Genomic DNA, 16,428 nt, shown 5'->3' on the forward strand with positions numbered 1-16,428 from the left:
CCTACCGGATGGGAGTCGGTAGGGAAACCACGGCGCAGTTTCAGCGCGACGGCCGGGACCATCTAGCCTACCGGATGGGAGTCGGTAGGGAAACCACGGCAGCTTGGATCGCGCCTCGACAGGAGACAGCAGCCTACCGGATGGGAGTCGGTAGGGAAACCACGGCGGTAGCGTCACGTGACAGTCCTTCAAGGACTGTCACGTGACGCTACGCTCCGCGCGATAGCCTCCAAAAAGATTCGAGCCTACGATCAGCGCCACGCCTTCCGCTCATCCGCGACACGGGAAGCGGCATCGACGCCCTGCCACAGCTCCTTGCCGAGGCCGCGCAGCCCGGGAATCGAGAGCGCTGCGCCCGTCTCCAGCGCCTGGGCACGCAACACGGTGACTACCTCAGCGATCGAGCGGCTCGTCGCCCATCCCTTCCGCCATGGCGCGCTTTACTACCTGAAGCGGCCGCTCTGGCTCGCCGACAGCTATCATTGCTCGCGTTACAACACCAACACCGTGCGGTTGACCGAGGCGATGTTCGCCGCGGTGCTGGCAAATTTGAGGTCGATGCTGATCGGATCAGCCGACCATCAGGGTCGCCAAACAACCCTGCTGCCGAGGTGAAGCGTTGGCTCAGCTCGATACGGGAGACGCGCGGAGCCGGAGGCCGAGTGCGCGAACCACCTTCAGCACTGTGCCGAGTTCCGGATTGCCCTCGGGCGAAAGCGCCTTGTACAAGCTCTCGCGCCCCAGCCCGGCCTCGCGGGCGATTTCAGCCATCCCCCGAGCACGCGCGATATTGCCGAGCACGGCCGCGATCACTCCGGGGTCGCCGTCAGCCAGAGCCGCTTCCAGATAGGCGGCGATATCCTCAGGGGTCTTGAGCAGCGTCGCATTGTCATAGCGCGTCGTTCGGACTCTTTTGCGCGCCATAGCACTCTCCCAAATCCCTAAAGTTCGCGAGCCAATACCTGAGCCCGCTTGATGTCTCGGGCTTGGGTTTTCTTGTCGCCGCCGATCAGCAGGATCGCCACATGCCGACCCTGCTGTTTGAAATACACTCGGTAGCCGGGACCATAGTCGACGCGCATTTCGCTGATGCCGCCGCCCACGGACCTCACGTCGCCGGCGAGCCCGAGAGTCAGGCGATCGATCCGCACCTGGATCCGGGCCCGCGCTGGTCGATCGCGAAGTCTACCGAGCCATGCCGCAAAAGCCGGCGTCTGGCGAACTTCCATCACCGCGCCAATTGTATCCTATAAAATACAAAGACACAAGGTGTCGAGGATCTCACAGCACCGGCTCGCGCGTGAGTTCCTCGTCGCCCACAGCGATCACTACTAGCGCTACAACACGAATACCGGGCGGCTGAAACAGTATCGATTGTGACGCTTCGTGAGCGCTCCACACTATCTATGAGGGAATGGAATTACTTTCCCATCTCCTTTGAACTTCAGGCAGAAGCTAGCCAGGTCCGCACGGACCTCCTCTTGATATTCGATGTTTTGAGCCTCTCGCTCAGCCGCTAATAGCTGCTGACCAACAATCGCCAAATCTAGTTGCCGTTGTGTTGGGTTCTTTCTCCGACGATCACGGCGAATCTGTTTGTCGCAACGAAGCAGGGAGCAAATTCGACGCTTAAGCTCTCGGATATTTCTGCTGTTTTCCGTGTTCATTTTACACTCCACCAGATTGGGAAGTCACCATAAGTAATTGAAATTGAACACTAAATTGGAAACCGTCAAGAAAAATCGATCTCGGCGCACTACGCTCTTGACAGCTTTTCCGCGTGGCGCACGCGCTGGAGCCCGATGAGCGCTGTCGATCCTAAAACTACGCGGCCTCGGCAAGGAGCTGTGGCGCGGCGCCGATGCCGCCATCCACGTCGAGGACGAGCGGAAGGCGTGGCCAATTGAATCAATGGGTTGCCGGTGTCCCAGCGTCCCCGAGCCTAGCTCCTGGAGCGGGACAGCGTTGGAGTCCACCCCTCCCGCGCCCGCGCTCCGGCGGGACGGAGGGAGCCCCTACTCCTTCGACTTCTCGCGCATGAGCCTCGCCTTGTCGCGCTGCCAATCCTGCTTCTTCAGGTGCTCGCGCTTGTCGCCTCGCTTGCGCCCCTTGCCGAGGCCGAGCTCGACCTTGGCGATGCCGCGCTCGTTGAAATAGATCGACAGCGGCACCAAGGTCACGCCCTCGCGCCGGATCGAGCCCAAGAGGCGATCGCGCTGGCGACGGTGGACCAAGAGCTTGCGCGCCCGCCTCGGCTCGTGATTGAAGCGGTTGGCGGCGCGGTATTCCGGCACATAGGCGTTGATGAGGTAGAGCTCGCCGTCCTTCTCCCCGGCATAGCTCTCGTTGATCGAGGCTTGGCCGGCGCGGAGCGACTTCACCTCGGTGCCGCTCAGCATGATGCCGGCTTCGATCGTGTCGAGGATCTCATAGTCGAAGCGGGCGCGGCGGTTCTGCGCCGCCAGGCGGGCGGCGGGATCGCGAGCCATGGTGCTGTAAGCCTAGAGAGGTCGGGGTCGGGTCAGTTGATGAGGCCGGCCGAGGTCATTGCCGCCTTCACCCTGGCCTTGGTCGCCTCGCTCAGGGGGGCCAGCGGCAGCCGGCAATTGGGCTGGCAGTGACCCAAGAGGCTGGCCGCGTATTTGACCGGTGCCGGGCTCGTCTCCACGAACAAGGCCTCATGCAACGGCATCAGCCGCTCGTTCACCTGCTGGGCGGAGCGCAGATCGGCCCGCTGCCAGGCCTCATGCATGTCGGCCAGCGCCCGGGGCGCCACATTGGCGGTGACCGAGATGCAGCCATCGCCGGCCTGGGCGAGGAAGGCGAGCGCGGTCGCGTCCTCGCCCGAAAGCTGCGCGAACGCCTCGCCGCACGCCCGCTTGGTCTTCTGCGGACGGGCGAGATCGTTGGTTGCATCCTTGACGCCGATGATGTTGGCGAGCTTGGCGAGCCGGCCCATGGTTTCGACCGACATGTCGATCACGCAGCGCCCGGGGATGTTGTAGATGACGATCGGCAGCTCGACCGCATCGTGGATCGCCTTGTAATGCAGGTAGAGCCCCTCCTGCGTCGGCTTGTTGTAGTAGGGGGTCACCACCAGGGCCGCATCGGCGCCGGCACTCTTGGCATGGCGGGTGAGTTCGATCGCCTCGTCGGTCGAGTTGGAGCCGGTGCCGGCGATCACCGGGACCTTGCGCCCGCCCGGCTTGCCGCCGGCGACCTCGACGCACAGCTCGACCACGCGCTTGTGCTCGGAATGGCTCAAGGTCGGCGACTCGCCCGTGGTGCCGCACGGGATGAGGCCGTGGGTGCCGTGGGCGATCTGCCAGGAAACGAAGGCTTGGTATGCCTTGTCATCCACCTTGCCGTTCTGGAAGGGGGTGATGAGCGCAACCAGCGATCCCTTGAACATCGTTTTCGCCTTATGGTGTCGGCCTGAAGCCGGGACGATAGTCTCCTCCGTCGAGGGCGGCAAGGCGAGGCTTCGCGCCTGCGGTTGTTGCGCCGGCATGCTTGCGGGTAGAATGCGGTCGGCGCCAAAAATGTAGATGGGGGTAGGGGTTGCGGGGAATTCGGTTGGCTCGAACATGGGCGTGGTCGCGCCTGTCGCCCGCATGTCTCATGGCCCCGCTCATGGGGCTTCTGTGCCTGGTGGGGCTCGGGGTCCATCCGGCGCTGGCGCTCGGCGGCGATGAGCTGCAAGCCGCGCGCGCCGCTTACACCGCCGCCGACATTGGCGACTACGCCAAGGCGGTGACGCTGGCGCAGCGGCTGAACAATCCGGTTCTCAACAAGATCTTGCGCTGGCTCGAGCTGAGGCGCGCCAGCTCCGGGGCGAGCTTCGCCGAGATCACCGGCTTCCTCGCGCAGAACCCCGACTGGCCCAGCCGGCGCCGCCTGCTGCTGCGCGCCGAGGAGTTGCTGCCGAGCGATCTTGCCGATGTCGCGGTCGTCGCCTGGTTCAAGGCGAATCCGCCGATCAACGCCAATGGCAAGCTGAGGTTGGCGGAGTCGCTGGCGCGAACCGGCGACGCGCGCGCCGCCGAGGAGATGGTGCGCCAAGCCTGGATCGGCGGCGATTTCACCGCCCCGCAGGAACGCCAGCTGGCGCAGCGCTACAAGGGCGCGCTCCGGAGCGAGGACCACGTCGCCCGCCTCGACCGGCTGCTCTGGGACGGCAACACCGGTGCTGCCAAGCGGCTCTATCCACGGGTCGACGACGACCACAGGGCGCTGGCCGAAGCGCGGATCCATCTCCGCGCCAATGTCGGCGGGGTCGAGTGGGCGCTGCGCAAGGTGCCGGCGCGGCTGGTGAATGACCCGGGGCTGCTCTACGACCGGCTGAAGTGGCGCCGCGTGCGCTCCAATAACGAGGCCGCGCGCGATATTCTGCTGCACCCGCCGGCGAACCTGGTCCGCCCGGAGCTGTGGTGGCGCGAGCGCGAATACCAGGCGCGGATGGCACTCCGGGAAGGCGACATCTCGCTTGCCTACAAGCTCGCTGCCGGTCACCGCCAGGCGGGCGGCATCGGCCAGGCCGACTCGGAGTTCCTGGCCGGCTTCATCGCGCTCCGTTTCCTCAACGATACCAAGCCCGCACTCGGGCATTTCCAACGGCTCTACGAGGACGTCAACACCCCGATCAGCCGCGCCCGGGGCGCCTTCTGGGCCGGTCGCGCCGCCGATACCCTCGCCAACAAGCCGCTGGCCGCCGAGTGGTACGGCAAGGCGGCCGAGCACGTGACGACCTTCTATGGCCAGCTCGCCGCGGGCCGCCTCACCGACCAGCCGCCGCCCTTGCCAAGCGACCCCAAGCCGAGCCGCGCCGAGAGCCAGAGCTTCCTCAAGAGCGAGCTTGCCCAGGCCGTGCGCATCCTCCAGGAGCTGGGCCAGACCGACAAGCTGCCGACCTTCGCCGCCGCGCTGATGACGCGATCGAAGACGCCGGTCGAGCGGGTGCTGACCCTGGCCCTCCTGCGCGAGCTCGGCCGTCCGGATCTTGCCGTGACCTTGGCCCGGCGGGTGGCGCGCGACGGCCAGGTCCTGATCGATGACGGCTATCCGGTCTTGGAGCTTCCCGACACGCCGGCGGGCGAGCCGGCGCTGGTGCACGCGGTCGTGCGCCAGGAAAGCGGCTTCGATGCGCGGGCGGTCAGCCGCGCCAACGCCCACGGCCTGATGCAGCTCTTGCCGTCCACCGCCAAAGCCGTCGCCAAGGGGCTCAATGTCCGCTTCGACTCCGCCAGCCTCTTGGGCGACCCGCATTACAATCTTCGTCTGGGCCAAGCCTATCTCTCGAGCCTGCTCGAGGACTTCGATGGCTCCTACCTCGCCGCGGTGGCGGCCTACAACGCCGGCCCCGGCCGCGTCAGGCACTGGCTCAGGGACAATGGCGACCCCAGGCGCGGCGAGATCGACGTGCTCGACTGGGTCGAGCAGATCCCGGTGGCCGAGACGCGCAACTACGTGCAGCGGGTGCTGGAAGGATTGCAGGTCTACCGCGTGCGCCTGCACGCGGCCCCGCAGCGGCTCGCCGCGGCGCAAGCGATCGGCCGCTGGTGCCTCTTTGGCTGCGGCGGCGTCATCGAGGCGAGCACGCTGCCGGCCAGGGTCGGCCGCGCCGCGGTGGAAAGCACCTGCGATCCGGCAAGCGATGCCACCTGCCAAGAGGCGCCGGCGATCGAAATCGGCTGCACGCCCGGCGTCGATCCCTCCTGCCAGGCGCCGGTGGTGCCGGTCGTGCCCGCCGTCCGCAGCCGCGCCGATCCCGAGCTGGATGGGATGCTGAGCCAGCCCATCAGGCCGGCGCGCGCGCTGCCTTCCGCCCGGGCGGAACAGGCGGGCCCGGATGTCCGCCCCGGCCTCGGCGCGATCGAGATGCCCGTCAATCACTTGAGGAAGTGACGTGCCGGAATGCCTCACGTGACAGGGCAGGTGCGTTTCAGCGACATCGGCGCCGTGGTCTTCGATGCCTATGGCACGCTGATCGACATCTCGGAGATTACCAATCAGTGCCGCGACGCATTGGGCGACAAGGCCGAAGCGCTGTCGCGCCTGTGGCGCGAGAAGCAGCTGCAATACACCTGGCTGCGCAGCCTCATGGGCGCCTACGTCGATTTCTGGCATGTGACCAGCGAGGCGTTGGAATATGCGATGGCAGCGCTGGGCATCGCCAATCCGCCGCTCCGCGCCCTTTTGATGCAGCTCTATCTCAGCCCGAAGATCTACGCCGACGTGCTGCCCACCCTGCAGCAACTCAGGGCGAAGGGCCTGCGCACGGCGATCCTGTCCAACGGCTCGCCGACGATGCTGGCCGCCGCCGTCAATTCGAACGTGCTGAGGCCGAGCCTCGATGCGGTGCTGTCGGTCGACGCGGTCAAGACCTACAAGCCGCATCCCAGCGTCTATCAGCTCGCCGTCGACCGCATGGCGGTCCCCGCAACCCGAATCCTGTTCGTCAGCGCCAATGGCTGGGATGCGGTCGGCGCCGGTCATTTCGGCTTCCACGTCGCCTGGATCAACCGTTCGGGCCTGCCGCAGGAGGCGCTGCCGCACCGGTCCGAGGCTGAGATCAAGTCATTGGCGGAGCTGCCGGCTCTGCTCGGGCTCTGAGCGAAGGCATCCCTGGCGGTGACCGGGAGCACGCTCGAGTCCGGCTACGTCTCCAGGTTCTTTTCCGCGCAAGACGGGCTTCGCCTGCACTACCGGGACTATGGCGAGGCCACGGCGCAGCACCCGGCCCTCCTGTGCTTGCCCGGCCTCGCGCGCAACGCCAAGGACTTCCACGTGCCGGCCCTTCGCCACGCCGGTAAGCGCCGCGTCATCGCTTCCGACTATCGCGGCCGCGGCCGCTCCGAGTGGGATCCCGATTGGCGGAATTACCAGCCGCGCACCTATCTCGACGACATCCGACACTTGCTCGCAGGCGCCGGCCTCCAGCGCATGGTCGTGCTCGGCACCTCGCTCGGCGGCGCGCTCGCCATGGCCTTGGGCGTGCTTCAGCCGAGCCTGCTTGCCGGCGTCATCCTGAACGATATCGGCACCGAGGTCGGCTCGGCCGGCATCGCCCGGGTACTCGCCTATCTCGCCAAGGATCGCCCGCAGCCGGATTGGCCGAGTGCGGCCGCGCATCTCAAGAGCCTGCTCCCCAATCTCTCGATCGACAGCGAGGACGGGTGGCTGCGCTTCGCTGGCGCGACTTACCGTGAAGGCGATGACGGGCTCTTGCATTTCGATTGGGACCCGACCATCGTGCGGCCGCTCTTGACCGGGCGACAGTCTCCGGTGGATCTCTGGCCCTTGTTCGGATCCCTCGGCCGGCTGCCGGTCCTGCTGATCCGCGGCGGCAAATCCGACATCCTGTCGGATGCAACCGCGTCCCGCATGGCCGACGCGCATCCCGGCATGGGCATGGTGACCGTGCCGGGCGCCGGCCATGCGCCGACCCTCGAAGAGCCCGCGGTGGTGGAGGCGATCGATGCGTTCCTCAGCGAGATCTGAACCTGAGGCCGCCCCGCTGCCGAGCTACGAGGATGTGCGCCGCGCCGCCCTCCGCCTCGCCGGCCATGCCGTCCTAACGCCGCTCCTGGAAGCCCCGCTCCTGAACCAGGCGACGGGCGGCCGGATCCTGGTCAAGGCGGAGCCGCTGCAGCGCACGGGCTCGTTCAAGTTTCGCGGCGCCTACAACCGCATCTCGCTCATCCCGGCTGCGGAGCGGGCCGCCGGCGTCGTCACCTATTCTTCCGGCAACCACGCCCAGGGGGTCGCCGCCGCGGCCCGGCTTCTGGGATTGCCGGCCGTCATCGTCATGCCGAAGGACGCTCCGGCGATGAAAGTGGCGAACACCCGGGCTTATGGCGCCGAGGTGGTGTTCTACGACCGCTACACGGAGATCCGCGAGGAGATCGGCGAGCGCATTGCCGTCGAGCGCGGCGCCACCATCGTCAGGCCCTATGACGATCCCGGCGTCATCGCCGGCCAGGGCACGGTCGGACTCGAGCTGGCACAGCAGGCAAAGGTGCTGGGCGTCAAGCCGGATGCCGTGCTGGTCCCCTGCGGCGGCGGCGGCCTCGTCGCCGGCACGGCTCTCGCCCTCGCCCATGATCTGCCGGGCGTCCCCGTCTATTCGGTGGAGCCGGCCGGGTTCGACGACACCAAGCGCTCGCTCGCCACCGGCGCGCGGCTCGCCAACGATCCGACGGCGCGTTCCATCTGCGATGCGCTGCTGGCGCCCACACCGGGTGCCCTCACCTTCCAGCTCAACCGCCTGCTGTTGGCAGGCGGAATCGCGGTGACGGACGCGGAGGCAAAGCAGGCGATGGCGGCTGCCTTCGGCTATCTCAAGCTGGTGGTCGAGCCGGGGGGTGCCGTGGCGCTGGCCGCCGCCCTCACCGGCAAGCTCGAGGCCAAGGGCAAAACCATTGCCGTCGTGGCGTCAGGCGGCAACGTCGACGCAGCACCCTATGTCGAGGCGCTTTCCGGCTAATCGGCTGAAGTCATCGGGTCTGATCCGCGGGCTTCACCATCGCCCTCGGGACGGACAAGCCTTCGCCGGATCGAGTGGGTCTGCGGCACGGAAACAATCGATCCTGACCGACGTGTCGACGAGGATCACGCCGGCACCGGTCGGCGCCGCGGCGCCGCCGCCAGATTGGGGTCGCTGCCCCCCAAGGCGCGCCAGTCGGCGCGCGCTCTCGCGCTCGATCAGCGCCTTCAGCGCTGCGCGAGCCAAAACGGATCTCACCCGAACCCAGTGAGTTCCTGGGCCCTGGCCAACAGCTCATCATCGAGCCCGAGCGCCGTGCGCGACCGCGATACCTTGCCTGCCTTGGTCGCCAACGAAAGCCGGCTAGATCCGGCTGTCGCCCTCGGAGGCCTTGTGGCCGGCGCCGTTGGTCGGGGCGACGACGACCTTGCCGACCTCGCCGGCCTTGCGCGCCAAGGCGGCCGGCATCAGCTGCTCGATCTTGCGCTGCGCTCCGGTGGTGGCGCCTTCGCCTCGGGAAAAGTGGCGGCAGTTGCCCTCGAAGGAGGCGCCGGGCTCGATCGCCAAGCTCTCCTGCATGACATCGGCAACGACGCGGGCGCTCGTCATCAAGGTCACCTGGCGGGCTTTGACCTGTCCGGTCAAGCGGCCGGCGATGCGGACGGTCTCGGCCTCGACCGCGCCCTTCACCACCGCCGACTCGCTGATGGTCACCCGCCCGCTGCGGATGTCGCCATCGACCGAGCCGTCGATTTGGATATCGCCGTCGGACTCGAGATTGCCGGTGATGCGCAGATCCGCGCTGATGATCGAGGGCGCCGATGCCTTGCTGGGCGCGACCGCGATTTCCCTGCTAGCCTTTGAAAACATCTTTGCCCGCTTTCAAGAATCTGGCCGGATCCCGGGCTTCCCCGTTAACCAGCACCTCGTAGTGCACGTGCGGCCCCGTCGAGCGGCCCGTCGAGCCCAAGAGCCCGATGACCTCGCGAAACTGGACCCGCTGGCCCCTACGCACGTTGAACTTATGCAAATGAGCGTAGCGCGTACGAAGTCCGTGCCCGTGATCGATCTCCACCAGACGACCATAGCGGCTTCTCCAGCCCGCTACCACCACGACGCCGGGCGCCGTCGCCATCACCGGAGTCTTGAGCGGCGCCGACAGATCCAGGCCATAATGCATCCCGGCCTGGCCATTGAACGGATCCATGCGCGGACCGAAGCCGCTCATCAGGGTAAAGGCGTCGATCGGCGGCGTCAGCGGGATGGCGCGTAGCGCCGATTGGATGCCGTCCAGGTGCTGCAAGTGCAAATTGAGCGCCGCCGTCATCGCCTCGATATTGCCGCCATCGGCCAGATCCTTGGGCAGCGGCACGAACGGACCGCCCTGGCCGCTCACCGACGTCCCCCGCCGTGTCGGCGCCACCGGCACCTTCGGCAGCATGGTGTCGAGGTTGAGCCCGGTGCGCGATATGATCTTCTGCACTTCGTTGAGGTCGGCCCGGGTGCGCTCGTTGAGGCGGGCCAGCACCTCGCGGTGCACGCCTTGCAAATCGGCGATCCGCGCCTCGAGGTCGCCGACCTTGCGCTTCAGGCCGGTGCCTTCATCCGTCGCCTGGTCACGCTGGACGGCCGTGCTCGCCAGCTCCTGGCGTATGCCGTCGATCGAGCTTTCGAGCTGGGCGTTGCGCGAGAGCACCAGGCGGAGATCGGTCTGCATCTGGTTCATGCGGTTGGAGAGAGCCGAGCGCTGGGCGGCGATCTCCTGCTTCTCCGCCTCGATGCTGGCGAGCTGCGAGCGCATGGTGGCGATGTGCCGCTCGAGCGCGCCGTTCTCTCCCAGCATGCTTCTGAGCGTGCCTTCCAGCTCGTTCAGCTTGTCGCCGATGGCCATCCGGTGCTGGGCAAGATTGGAGCGCTCCGCCTCCGACAGCTTCAGCTGGCTCTCGGTCGATTTCAGGTCCTGCTTCAGCGCTTCGTTCTGATTGAGCAGTCCGCGCAGATGCGCCTGCTTGGTCTCAAGCTCGCGCATGATCCCCATGACGGAGACCTGGTAGTCCCCCATCTGGTTGAGAAGATTGCGATAATCGTCCCGCGCCTGGTCCAGGGCCTCGGACTTGTTCTCGACGATGCGGCTGAACTCGAAATAGCTGGTGGAGGTGAAGCTGACCCAGGCGGCCATCACCACCCAGAAGCCGGCGACCGCCATCTGCAGGTGCCGGGAGAGCCGGACATAGCGGGTCCGCCCTTCGCTGCGCAAAATGATCTCACGTTCGACGAACCAACGGTTGGGCAGGGCCAACAGCCGTTTGGCAAGTGGTTCCGGTCGATCGAACATGAGACGGTTCTGCCAGCTCCGGAAATCGTCACGCCATGATCCGACCGCTGGCACGGATCTGCAGGCTGGTTCGAATGCGATCGGTGAAATGCGGACTCGGTCCTCGATCAAGCACCACCGCTAGCCGTAGCCATGCGGGCCTCCGCTCGCCCCCCCGACCGATTACTCCCCTGGCTGCCCCCCGGGCCGTTCCCTCCTTCGGGCACGGTCGCGACGGCGCGTACGGTATCGCGTGCCCCAAGGGTGCGCAACCTTAACCTCGTGACGATCGAGCCGGCGGAAAAGAGTGAGGCGCATCATGGACATCCTTCAAGAGCGGCGGGTTCGCCGCGGGCTCGGCGCCAGCGCCGGGGCGTGGCCGGGGGGAATCGCGATCTTCAGGCGACGCCGATTCGCGAGGCTGGACGTTCCGGACAACTAAACTGGACAGTTCAGTTTGGTTTTCGAACCCTGTACTCTCCGGTGGTCTGCCGATGATCGGAATTGCGGGGCCCGCACGGGCGCGCTCGGTCTGGATTTCCAAGCGAGAGGATGCATGGCTCTCCCCCGGACGTTGCTTGCCGCGGACTCGGAGCGCGATGGTTCCCCCCTCGCCGATAGCTCCAAGCGCGCGGCAATCCTGAAAGCGGCAACCGACAGCTTCCTCGAGGTCGGCTTCGGTGCGGCCAGCATGGATGCGATCGCGCAACGCGCGCACGTGTCCAAGGCCACGGTCTACGCGCACTTCTCCAGCAAGGAGGAGCTGTTCGGCACCATCGTCGCCGAGCGCTGCCGGACCGCCTTCGGGGATGAAGCACCGCTCTTGCCGGATGCCCCGGATGTGGCCGGGACCCTGGCCCAGCTCGGCCGACGGTTCGTCGATCTGCTGGTCTCGCCGGAGGGGCTCGCCTTCTATCGGCTCGTCGTCGCCGAGTCGCCGCGCTTTCCCGAGATCGGCCGCACCTTCTATGCAGCCGGCCCCGAGCGCCTCTATGCGCAGCTCGCCCAGTACCTCGAGGAAGCCGACCGTCGCGGCTGGCTCGGCGTGAAGGAGCCGCGGCTCGCCGCCGAGCAGTTCCTCGGCATGCTCAAGGGCGAGGCGTTCCTGAAGCGCATCCTGGGTCTCGATGCGGCCGATCCGGCCGCGCTCCAGCATGCGATCGACGCGGCGGTCGCCGTCATCCTCAAGGCCTACGCGAAGCCGCCGCCGGCTTAGCGCGCGCGCGCCGCCAGGACTGATGCGGCGAAGGCGGCGGCGAACCACAACGCCGCCAGCCACCAGAATTGCCAGATGCCATAGCTCAGCATGGAGATGAGCAGGCCCGAGGCGAACAAGGCCAATCCCGCCGCCGTTTCAGCTCGCCCCCATCCCGCATTCAGGATGGCGCGGACGATGAGCAGGACGAGCCCGGCGCCGAGAACCGCTCCGGGCAGGCCCAGCTCGAGCCACCATTGCAGGGCGGCGTTGTGCGGGTGGAGCGGCAAGAGCTGCGCCTGCATCATGCCCTCGCGGGTCATGACCGCAATCGTGGCCTCGCCCCCGGGGATCACCCGGGCGGTGTCGAGGCCCCAGCCGGCGAAGGGATGCTTGGCGATCTGGTCGCCGACGAAATTCCAGATCACCAGCCGATGCACGCCCGAGGGTTTGAGATGGGGTGCCAAGCGCTCGATGACGCCAAGCGGTATGCCCGCGAGGGGCGAAGCGAGGATCGCGACCGCTCCGCCCGCTGCGGCAGCCCAGCCGACGAAGCGCGGCCAGAAATAGGCGAGCGCGCCGGTGGCAAGCCCGGCCAGCGCGGCCAGCAGCGCCGAGGCGCTGGCAAGGTGGGCGAGGAGAACGAGCGCCGCCGCGGTCCAGAGCCCGGCCAGCCATGGGCCACGCCGCCGCCGCCGCAAAAGGATCGCCGCCACCGGCCATTGCAGCAGCACGAGCACGGTTGCGGCTCGATTGAGGAGGACGTCGATGGGTGCCCGGTCGCCCAACAGGCCGCGAACCGCTTTGAGCAGCGACAAGCCGCTCGCGATCTCGACGCCGAGCAGCACGGTGCCTAGAAGCGTGCCGATGCAAAGCCAACGCTCCAGGCTCCGCCGCTGCCGCTCATCGAGGGCGAGCGCCGCACCCAGCAGCACGAAACCGCACAGCGTGGTACCGGCGAGCCGGAGCGCCATGATGAGGCTGCGCTCCGGAGCGATCGACCAGGAGATACCAATAAGGCTCCAGACCAGCACGAGCCCGAACAGCATTGCCGTCCCGCGCAAAGGCAGGAGCGCTTCGAGCGCGGCGCGATGGTCGAGGCCGGCGCCGATGACAGCGACCGCCGTCAGCGCCAGCAGCAACGGAGCCAACGCGAGCGGCGCCGGCACGGCGAGCGGCAGGATGGAAGCGGCGCCGATGCTCAACGCCAGGGCCGAGCTCCGCGGCCAGGATAGGTGCAAGCTCAGCGGGCGACCCAGCCGCCATCGACCGGCAGCGTATGGCCGGTGACCATGGCAGCCGCATCGGAGGCGAGGTAGCGCACGGCGTCGGCGACCTCCTCGGCCTCCGCCAGCCGGCCGAGCGGCGTCAGCCCTTCGATCGCCGCCCGCATGCCGGGCTCGGCCAGGAGGTTGCGGGTGAGCGGCGTCATCGCGAAGGTCGGCGCCACCGCATTCACCCGAACCCCGCGGCCGGCCCACTCGACCGCGAGCGCGCGGGTGAAATTGACGAGCGCTCCCTTGGTCGCATGATAGGCGATGTTGGGATAAAGGCCGCCGCCGACCAAGCCCATGATCGAGGCGACGGTCACGATGCTGCCGCGCCCGGCGGCCAGCATCAGCCTGCCAGCCGCGCGCGAGCAGAGAAAGCTCCCGGTGAGATTGATCGCCAGCACCCGGTTCCAGGCCTCAAGCGGCATGGATTCGGTCGGTTGCCGGGCACCGGTTCCGGCGTTGTTGACGAGCACGTCGAGCCGCCCATGGCGGCGGCCGATCTCGGCCACGACCGCATCGACCGCGGCCTCGTCGGCCACGTCCATGGCATGGGCCTCGACACGCTTGCCGGCGGCGGCGAGCGACGCAGCCGCGCGCTCAGCCGCCGCTCCGTCGCGATCGGACAGCGCCACGATGGCACCGGCCTCGGCCAGCGCCTGAACGCAGGCAAGCCCGATCCCCGAGGCCCCGCCGGTGACGAGCGCCACCCTTCCCTCCAGGCGCCAGCGGTCGGCGGCCTTGCTTGGATCAGCTCGCTCGTTCATGCCGCTCGTCTCCCGCCCTCCCCCTTGCCCGGCGGAGCATAAGCGCAGGCGCGGCAACGCATAAAGGGCTCGTTAACACCCATAAAGGAGTCATTAACCGTTTCCTGAGACCCTTAACGAATATCTCGCGTGTCGGGTATTGGACGTCGGCAACCCAGGGTCAGCGGCGATATGTCCAGAGCCGCCGAGCTGTCGGCTACGGCTGCGGTAGTGCGAGCTGAGCTCGACGAACCGCTGCGCGATGCCGTCAACTGCCTCGCCGAAGGCTTCTCGCTTTTCGATGCGGAAGATCGGTTGGTGCTGCACAACCAGCGGGTCGCCGAATTCTATCCCTCGCTCGCCGCCCAGCTGGTGCCCGGCACGACCTATGAGGCGCTGCTGCGCGCCATGGTCAAGGGCGGTCTCGTCGGCGAGGCCGCCGGCGAGGAAGAGGAGTGGATCGACGAGCGCATGGAGCTGCACCGCGCCGGCCGCGGTCCGCCGATGCCGGTCAGGCGCAGCGGCCGCTGGCTGCAGATCAGGGAAAGGCGAACCGCGGAAGGCGGCTCGGTCGTGGTGCAGACCGATGTGAGCGAGCTCGTGGTGCGGCGCGAGGAGCTCACGCACCAAACGCTCTTGCTGCACACGACGCTCGAGAGCCTGAACCAGGGCATCGCCGTCTTCGACCGTGATCTCAAGCTGCTCCTGATCAACCAGCGCTGCCTGAAAATGCTGGACTATCCCGAAGCGCTCAAGCGGCCGGGCACACCCTTCGCCGACTTCGTGCGCCATTGCGCCGAGCACGGCGAGTACGGCCCGGGCGAGGTCGAGGCGCAGATCCGCGAGCGCATCGAGCGGGCGCGGCAGGGCGAGCCCTATCGGCTCGAGCGCACGCGCCCCAACGGCACCATGCTGGAGATCGACGTCCACCCCATGCCCGGCGGCGGCTTCGTATCGATCCACACCGATACGACCCAACATCGCCGCTCGACGGAGGCGCAGGCTGCGGTCAACGCCGCGCTGGTGCAGCGCAATCGGCAGCTCGACATCGCGCTTGGCAACATGACCCAAGGGCTGACCGTCTATGATGGCCGCCAACGGCTCATGCTGTGGAACCGTCGCTATGCGGAGCTCTACGGCTTGCCCTCGGGCGGCCTGCACCACGGCATGCCGCTGCGCAAAATCATGGAGCTGAGCGTCCAGCTCGGCAATTACGACGCGGCGCGCGGCACCGAGATCATCGAGGAACGGCTCGCGGTGGCGGCCTCTGGGCAGCGGCGGGTCTTCTATCAGCGTCTTGCCGGAAGCCGTGTGATCGAGGTGATCCACCAACCGCTCGCCGATGGCGGCTCGGTCGATACCTTCACCGAAGTGAGCCAACGCGAACGCACCGAGCAGGCTCTGCTCGCGAGCGAGGAGCGGCTGCGCGACCGGGTGCGCGAGCTGGAAGAGACGCGCCAGAGGCTGGAACGGCAAAGCGTCGAGCTGAGCCAGCTGGCCGACAGCCTGGCGCGCGCCCGCGACGATGCGCAGATGGCAAGCCGCACCAAGTCGGAGTTCCTCGCCACCATCAGCCACGAGTTGCGCACCCCCTTGAACGCCATCATCGGCTTCTCGGAAGTGATGAAGGACGAGCTGTTCGGCCCGATCGGCCAAGCGCGCTACCGCGACTATGCCTGCGACGTGCACGAGAGCGGACGTCACCTCTTGGCGGTGATCAACGACATTCTCGACATGGCTAAGATCGAGTCCGGACGCCTCGACCTGCATGAGGAGGTGATCGTGCTCGCCACGCTGACGGCCGATTGCATCCGCCTCATGCGCGAGCGCGCCGAGCAAGCCGGCCTCGGCCTCGATCTGGTGCTGACCGACGGCCTGCCGCGGCTCCGGGCCGATCCGATCAAGCTGAAGCAGATCATCCTCAACCTGCTATCGAACGCGGTGAAGTTCACCTCATCGGGCGGTCGCATCAAGGTCAGCGCCGAGAGCCTCGAAGACGGCGGGATCGTCATCGCGGTTACCGACACCGGCACCGGGATGCGGCCGGAGGACATTCCCTTGGCCCTGCAGCCGTTCCGGCAGGTCGACACGGTGCTCTCGCGCCGACATTCCGGCACCGGCCTCGGCCTGCCGTTGTCGAAGGCACTGGTCGAGCTGCATGGCGGCCAGCTCGTCATCGAGAGCCGCCTCGGCGTCGGCACCACGGTGAGCGTGCGCTTGCCCTACGCGCGCGTCGTCGCCGAGCCGGATGCGCCGCCGATCGCCTCGGCGGCCGGGGCCTAGCTCATATCGAAGGGAATTTCGCTCCGGACACGCCAGAGCCTGCCCGGCCAAAACGCGTTTCGTCGATGCGGAACCATCCTCTACTCGTCACCCGCGGGGAGGTTCAAGGAGGGGGTGATCCTCACCCCCTCCTA

At 67.3% G+C, this 16,428-nt stretch carries 14 protein-coding genes, 1 pseudogene and 1 CRISPR repeat array; of the genes and pseudogenes, 7 read left to right on the plus strand and 8 right to left on the minus strand.

Annotated features, from left to right (window positions below):
* A CRISPR array of direct repeats spans positions 1-166; the repeat unit is 34 nt; unit sequence CCTACCGGATGGGAGTCGGTAGGGAAACCACGGC.
* 299 nt (positions 167-465) lie between these two features.
* A pseudogene (locus HY058_09255) lies at positions 466-540 on the plus strand (uracil-DNA glycosylase).
* An 84-nt stretch (positions 541-624) separates the two neighbouring features.
* On the opposite strand, the gene HY058_09260 reads toward HY058_09255, so the two are convergent.
* The 4 genes from HY058_09260 to HY058_09275 all read right to left on the minus strand — a co-directional run bounded on the left by HY058_09260 (position 625) and on the right by HY058_09275 (position 3,412).
* Positions 625-924: a putative addiction module antidote protein gene (locus HY058_09260; GenBank protein ID MBI3497474.1), complete on the minus strand. Its 300-nt coding sequence runs from the start codon at positions 922-924 to the stop codon at positions 625-627.
* 17 nt (positions 925-941) lie between these two features.
* Positions 942-1,232: a type II toxin-antitoxin system RelE/ParE family toxin gene (locus HY058_09265; GenBank protein MBI3497475.1), complete on the minus strand. Its 291-nt coding sequence runs from the start codon at positions 1,230-1,232 to the stop codon at positions 942-944.
* Positions 1,233-2,015: 783 nt separating this feature from the next.
* Positions 2,016-2,489 carry an SsrA-binding protein SmpB gene (gene smpB / locus HY058_09270; GenBank protein MBI3497476.1) on the minus strand — a complete coding sequence of 158 codons (474 nt, stop codon included), beginning with the start codon at positions 2,487-2,489 and terminating at the stop codon, positions 2,016-2,018.
* A gap of 32 nt (positions 2,490-2,521) precedes the next feature.
* Positions 2,522-3,412, minus strand: coding sequence for a 4-hydroxy-tetrahydrodipicolinate synthase (locus tag HY058_09275; GenBank protein MBI3497477.1), 891 nt, complete (start codon positions 3,410-3,412; stop codon positions 2,522-2,524).
* Positions 3,413-3,621: 209 nt separating this feature from the next.
* On the opposite strand from HY058_09275, the gene HY058_09280 reads away from it, so the two are divergent.
* Genes HY058_09280 through HY058_09295 form a run of 4 tightly spaced genes read left to right on the plus strand, consistent with a single transcriptional unit; the run spans position 3,622 to position 8,485 of the window.
* On the plus strand, positions 3,622-5,904 hold the full coding sequence (locus HY058_09280) for a lytic transglycosylase domain-containing protein (GenBank protein ID MBI3497478.1): 2,283 nt from the start codon (positions 3,622-3,624) through the stop codon (positions 5,902-5,904).
* A gap of 9 nt (positions 5,905-5,913) precedes the next feature.
* On the plus strand, positions 5,914-6,612 hold the full coding sequence (locus HY058_09285) for a haloacid dehalogenase type II (protein MBI3497479.1): 699 nt from the start codon (positions 5,914-5,916) through the stop codon (positions 6,610-6,612).
* A gap of 18 nt (positions 6,613-6,630) precedes the next feature.
* Positions 6,631-7,500: an alpha/beta hydrolase gene (locus tag HY058_09290; GenBank protein ID MBI3497480.1), complete on the plus strand. Its 870-nt coding sequence runs from the start codon at positions 6,631-6,633 to the stop codon at positions 7,498-7,500.
* Positions 7,478-8,485, plus strand: a complete 1,008-nt coding sequence (locus HY058_09295; protein ID MBI3497481.1) for a threonine/serine dehydratase — start codon at positions 7,478-7,480, stop codon at positions 8,483-8,485. Before HY058_09290 ends, HY058_09295 begins: the two co-directional genes overlap by 23 nt.
* A gap of 363 nt (positions 8,486-8,848) precedes the next feature.
* Here HY058_09295 and HY058_09300 read toward each other — a convergent pair whose 3' ends face one another.
* Together HY058_09300 and HY058_09305 are read right to left on the minus strand one after the other, a co-directional pair.
* Positions 8,849-9,355 carry a polymer-forming cytoskeletal protein gene (locus tag HY058_09300; protein ID MBI3497482.1) on the minus strand — a complete coding sequence of 169 codons (507 nt, stop codon included), beginning with the start codon at positions 9,353-9,355 and terminating at the stop codon, positions 8,849-8,851.
* On the minus strand, positions 9,339-10,820 hold the full coding sequence (locus HY058_09305; protein MBI3497483.1) for a peptidoglycan DD-metalloendopeptidase family protein: 1,482 nt from the start codon (positions 10,818-10,820) through the stop codon (positions 9,339-9,341). Before HY058_09305 ends, HY058_09300 begins: the two co-directional genes overlap by 17 nt.
* Positions 10,821-11,355: 535 nt before the next feature.
* Between HY058_09305 and HY058_09310 the strand changes: the two genes are divergently transcribed.
* The gene (locus tag HY058_09310) at positions 11,356-12,015 is read left to right on the plus strand and encodes a TetR/AcrR family transcriptional regulator (protein ID MBI3497484.1); all 660 of its coding nucleotides are present in this window, start codon (positions 11,356-11,358) and stop codon (positions 12,013-12,015) included.
* Here the strand turns inward: HY058_09310 and HY058_09315 are convergent.
* Together HY058_09315 and HY058_09320 are read right to left on the minus strand one after the other, a co-directional pair.
* Positions 12,012-13,199: an O-antigen ligase family protein gene (locus HY058_09315; GenBank protein MBI3497485.1), complete on the minus strand. Its 1,188-nt coding sequence runs from the start codon at positions 13,197-13,199 to the stop codon at positions 12,012-12,014. The genes HY058_09310 and HY058_09315 overlap by 4 nt on opposite strands.
* Before the next feature lie 38 nt (positions 13,200-13,237).
* Positions 13,238-14,032 carry an SDR family oxidoreductase gene (locus HY058_09320; GenBank protein ID MBI3497486.1) on the minus strand — a complete coding sequence of 265 codons (795 nt, stop codon included), beginning with the start codon at positions 14,030-14,032 and terminating at the stop codon, positions 13,238-13,240.
* Between the two features lie 171 nt (positions 14,033-14,203).
* Here HY058_09320 and HY058_09325 point away from each other — a divergent pair, with 171 nt between their 5' ends.
* Complete coding sequence (locus tag HY058_09325) at positions 14,204-16,294, plus strand: PAS-domain containing protein (GenBank protein MBI3497487.1); 2,091 nt, start codon at positions 14,204-14,206, stop codon at positions 16,292-16,294.
* Positions 16,295-16,428: the final 134 nt, after the last annotated feature.

It is taken from the genome of Pseudomonadota bacterium, from assembly GCA_016195085.1.
Taxonomy (GTDB): Bacteria; Pseudomonadota; Alphaproteobacteria; order SHVZ01; family SHVZ01; genus JACQAG01.

What these genes read in the sequence shown, in the direction of transcription:
- HY058_09285 (MBI3497479.1), top strand. Translation starts at nt 5,914, where the DNA reads ATGCCTCACGTGACAGGGCAGGTGCGTTTCAGCGACATCGGCGCCGTG.
- HY058_09325 (MBI3497487.1), top strand. Translation starts at nt 14,204, where the DNA reads ATGTCCAGAGCCGCCGAGCTGTCGGCTACGGCTGCGGTAGTGCGAGCT.
- smpB (MBI3497476.1), bottom strand. Translation starts at nt 2,489, where the DNA reads ATGGCTCGCGATCCCGCCGCCCGCCTGGCGGCGCAGAACCGCCGCGCC.
- HY058_09280 (MBI3497478.1), top strand. Translation starts at nt 3,622, where the DNA reads ATGGCCCCGCTCATGGGGCTTCTGTGCCTGGTGGGGCTCGGGGTCCAT.
- HY058_09275 (MBI3497477.1), bottom strand. Translation starts at nt 3,412, where the DNA reads ATGTTCAAGGGATCGCTGGTTGCGCTCATCACCCCCTTCCAGAACGGC.
- HY058_09260 (MBI3497474.1), bottom strand. Translation starts at nt 924, where the DNA reads ATGGCGCGCAAAAGAGTCCGAACGACGCGCTATGACAATGCGACGCTG.
- HY058_09305 (MBI3497483.1), bottom strand. Translation starts at nt 10,820, where the DNA reads ATGTTCGATCGACCGGAACCACTTGCCAAACGGCTGTTGGCCCTGCCC.
- HY058_09320 (MBI3497486.1), bottom strand. Translation starts at nt 14,032, where the DNA reads ATGAACGAGCGAGCTGATCCAAGCAAGGCCGCCGACCGCTGGCGCCTG.
- HY058_09300 (MBI3497482.1), bottom strand. Translation starts at nt 9,355, where the DNA reads ATGTTTTCAAAGGCTAGCAGGGAAATCGCGGTCGCGCCCAGCAAGGCA.
- HY058_09310 (MBI3497484.1), top strand. Translation starts at nt 11,356, where the DNA reads ATGGCTCTCCCCCGGACGTTGCTTGCCGCGGACTCGGAGCGCGATGGT.
- HY058_09295 (MBI3497481.1), top strand. Translation starts at nt 7,478, where the DNA reads ATGCGTTCCTCAGCGAGATCTGAACCTGAGGCCGCCCCGCTGCCGAGC.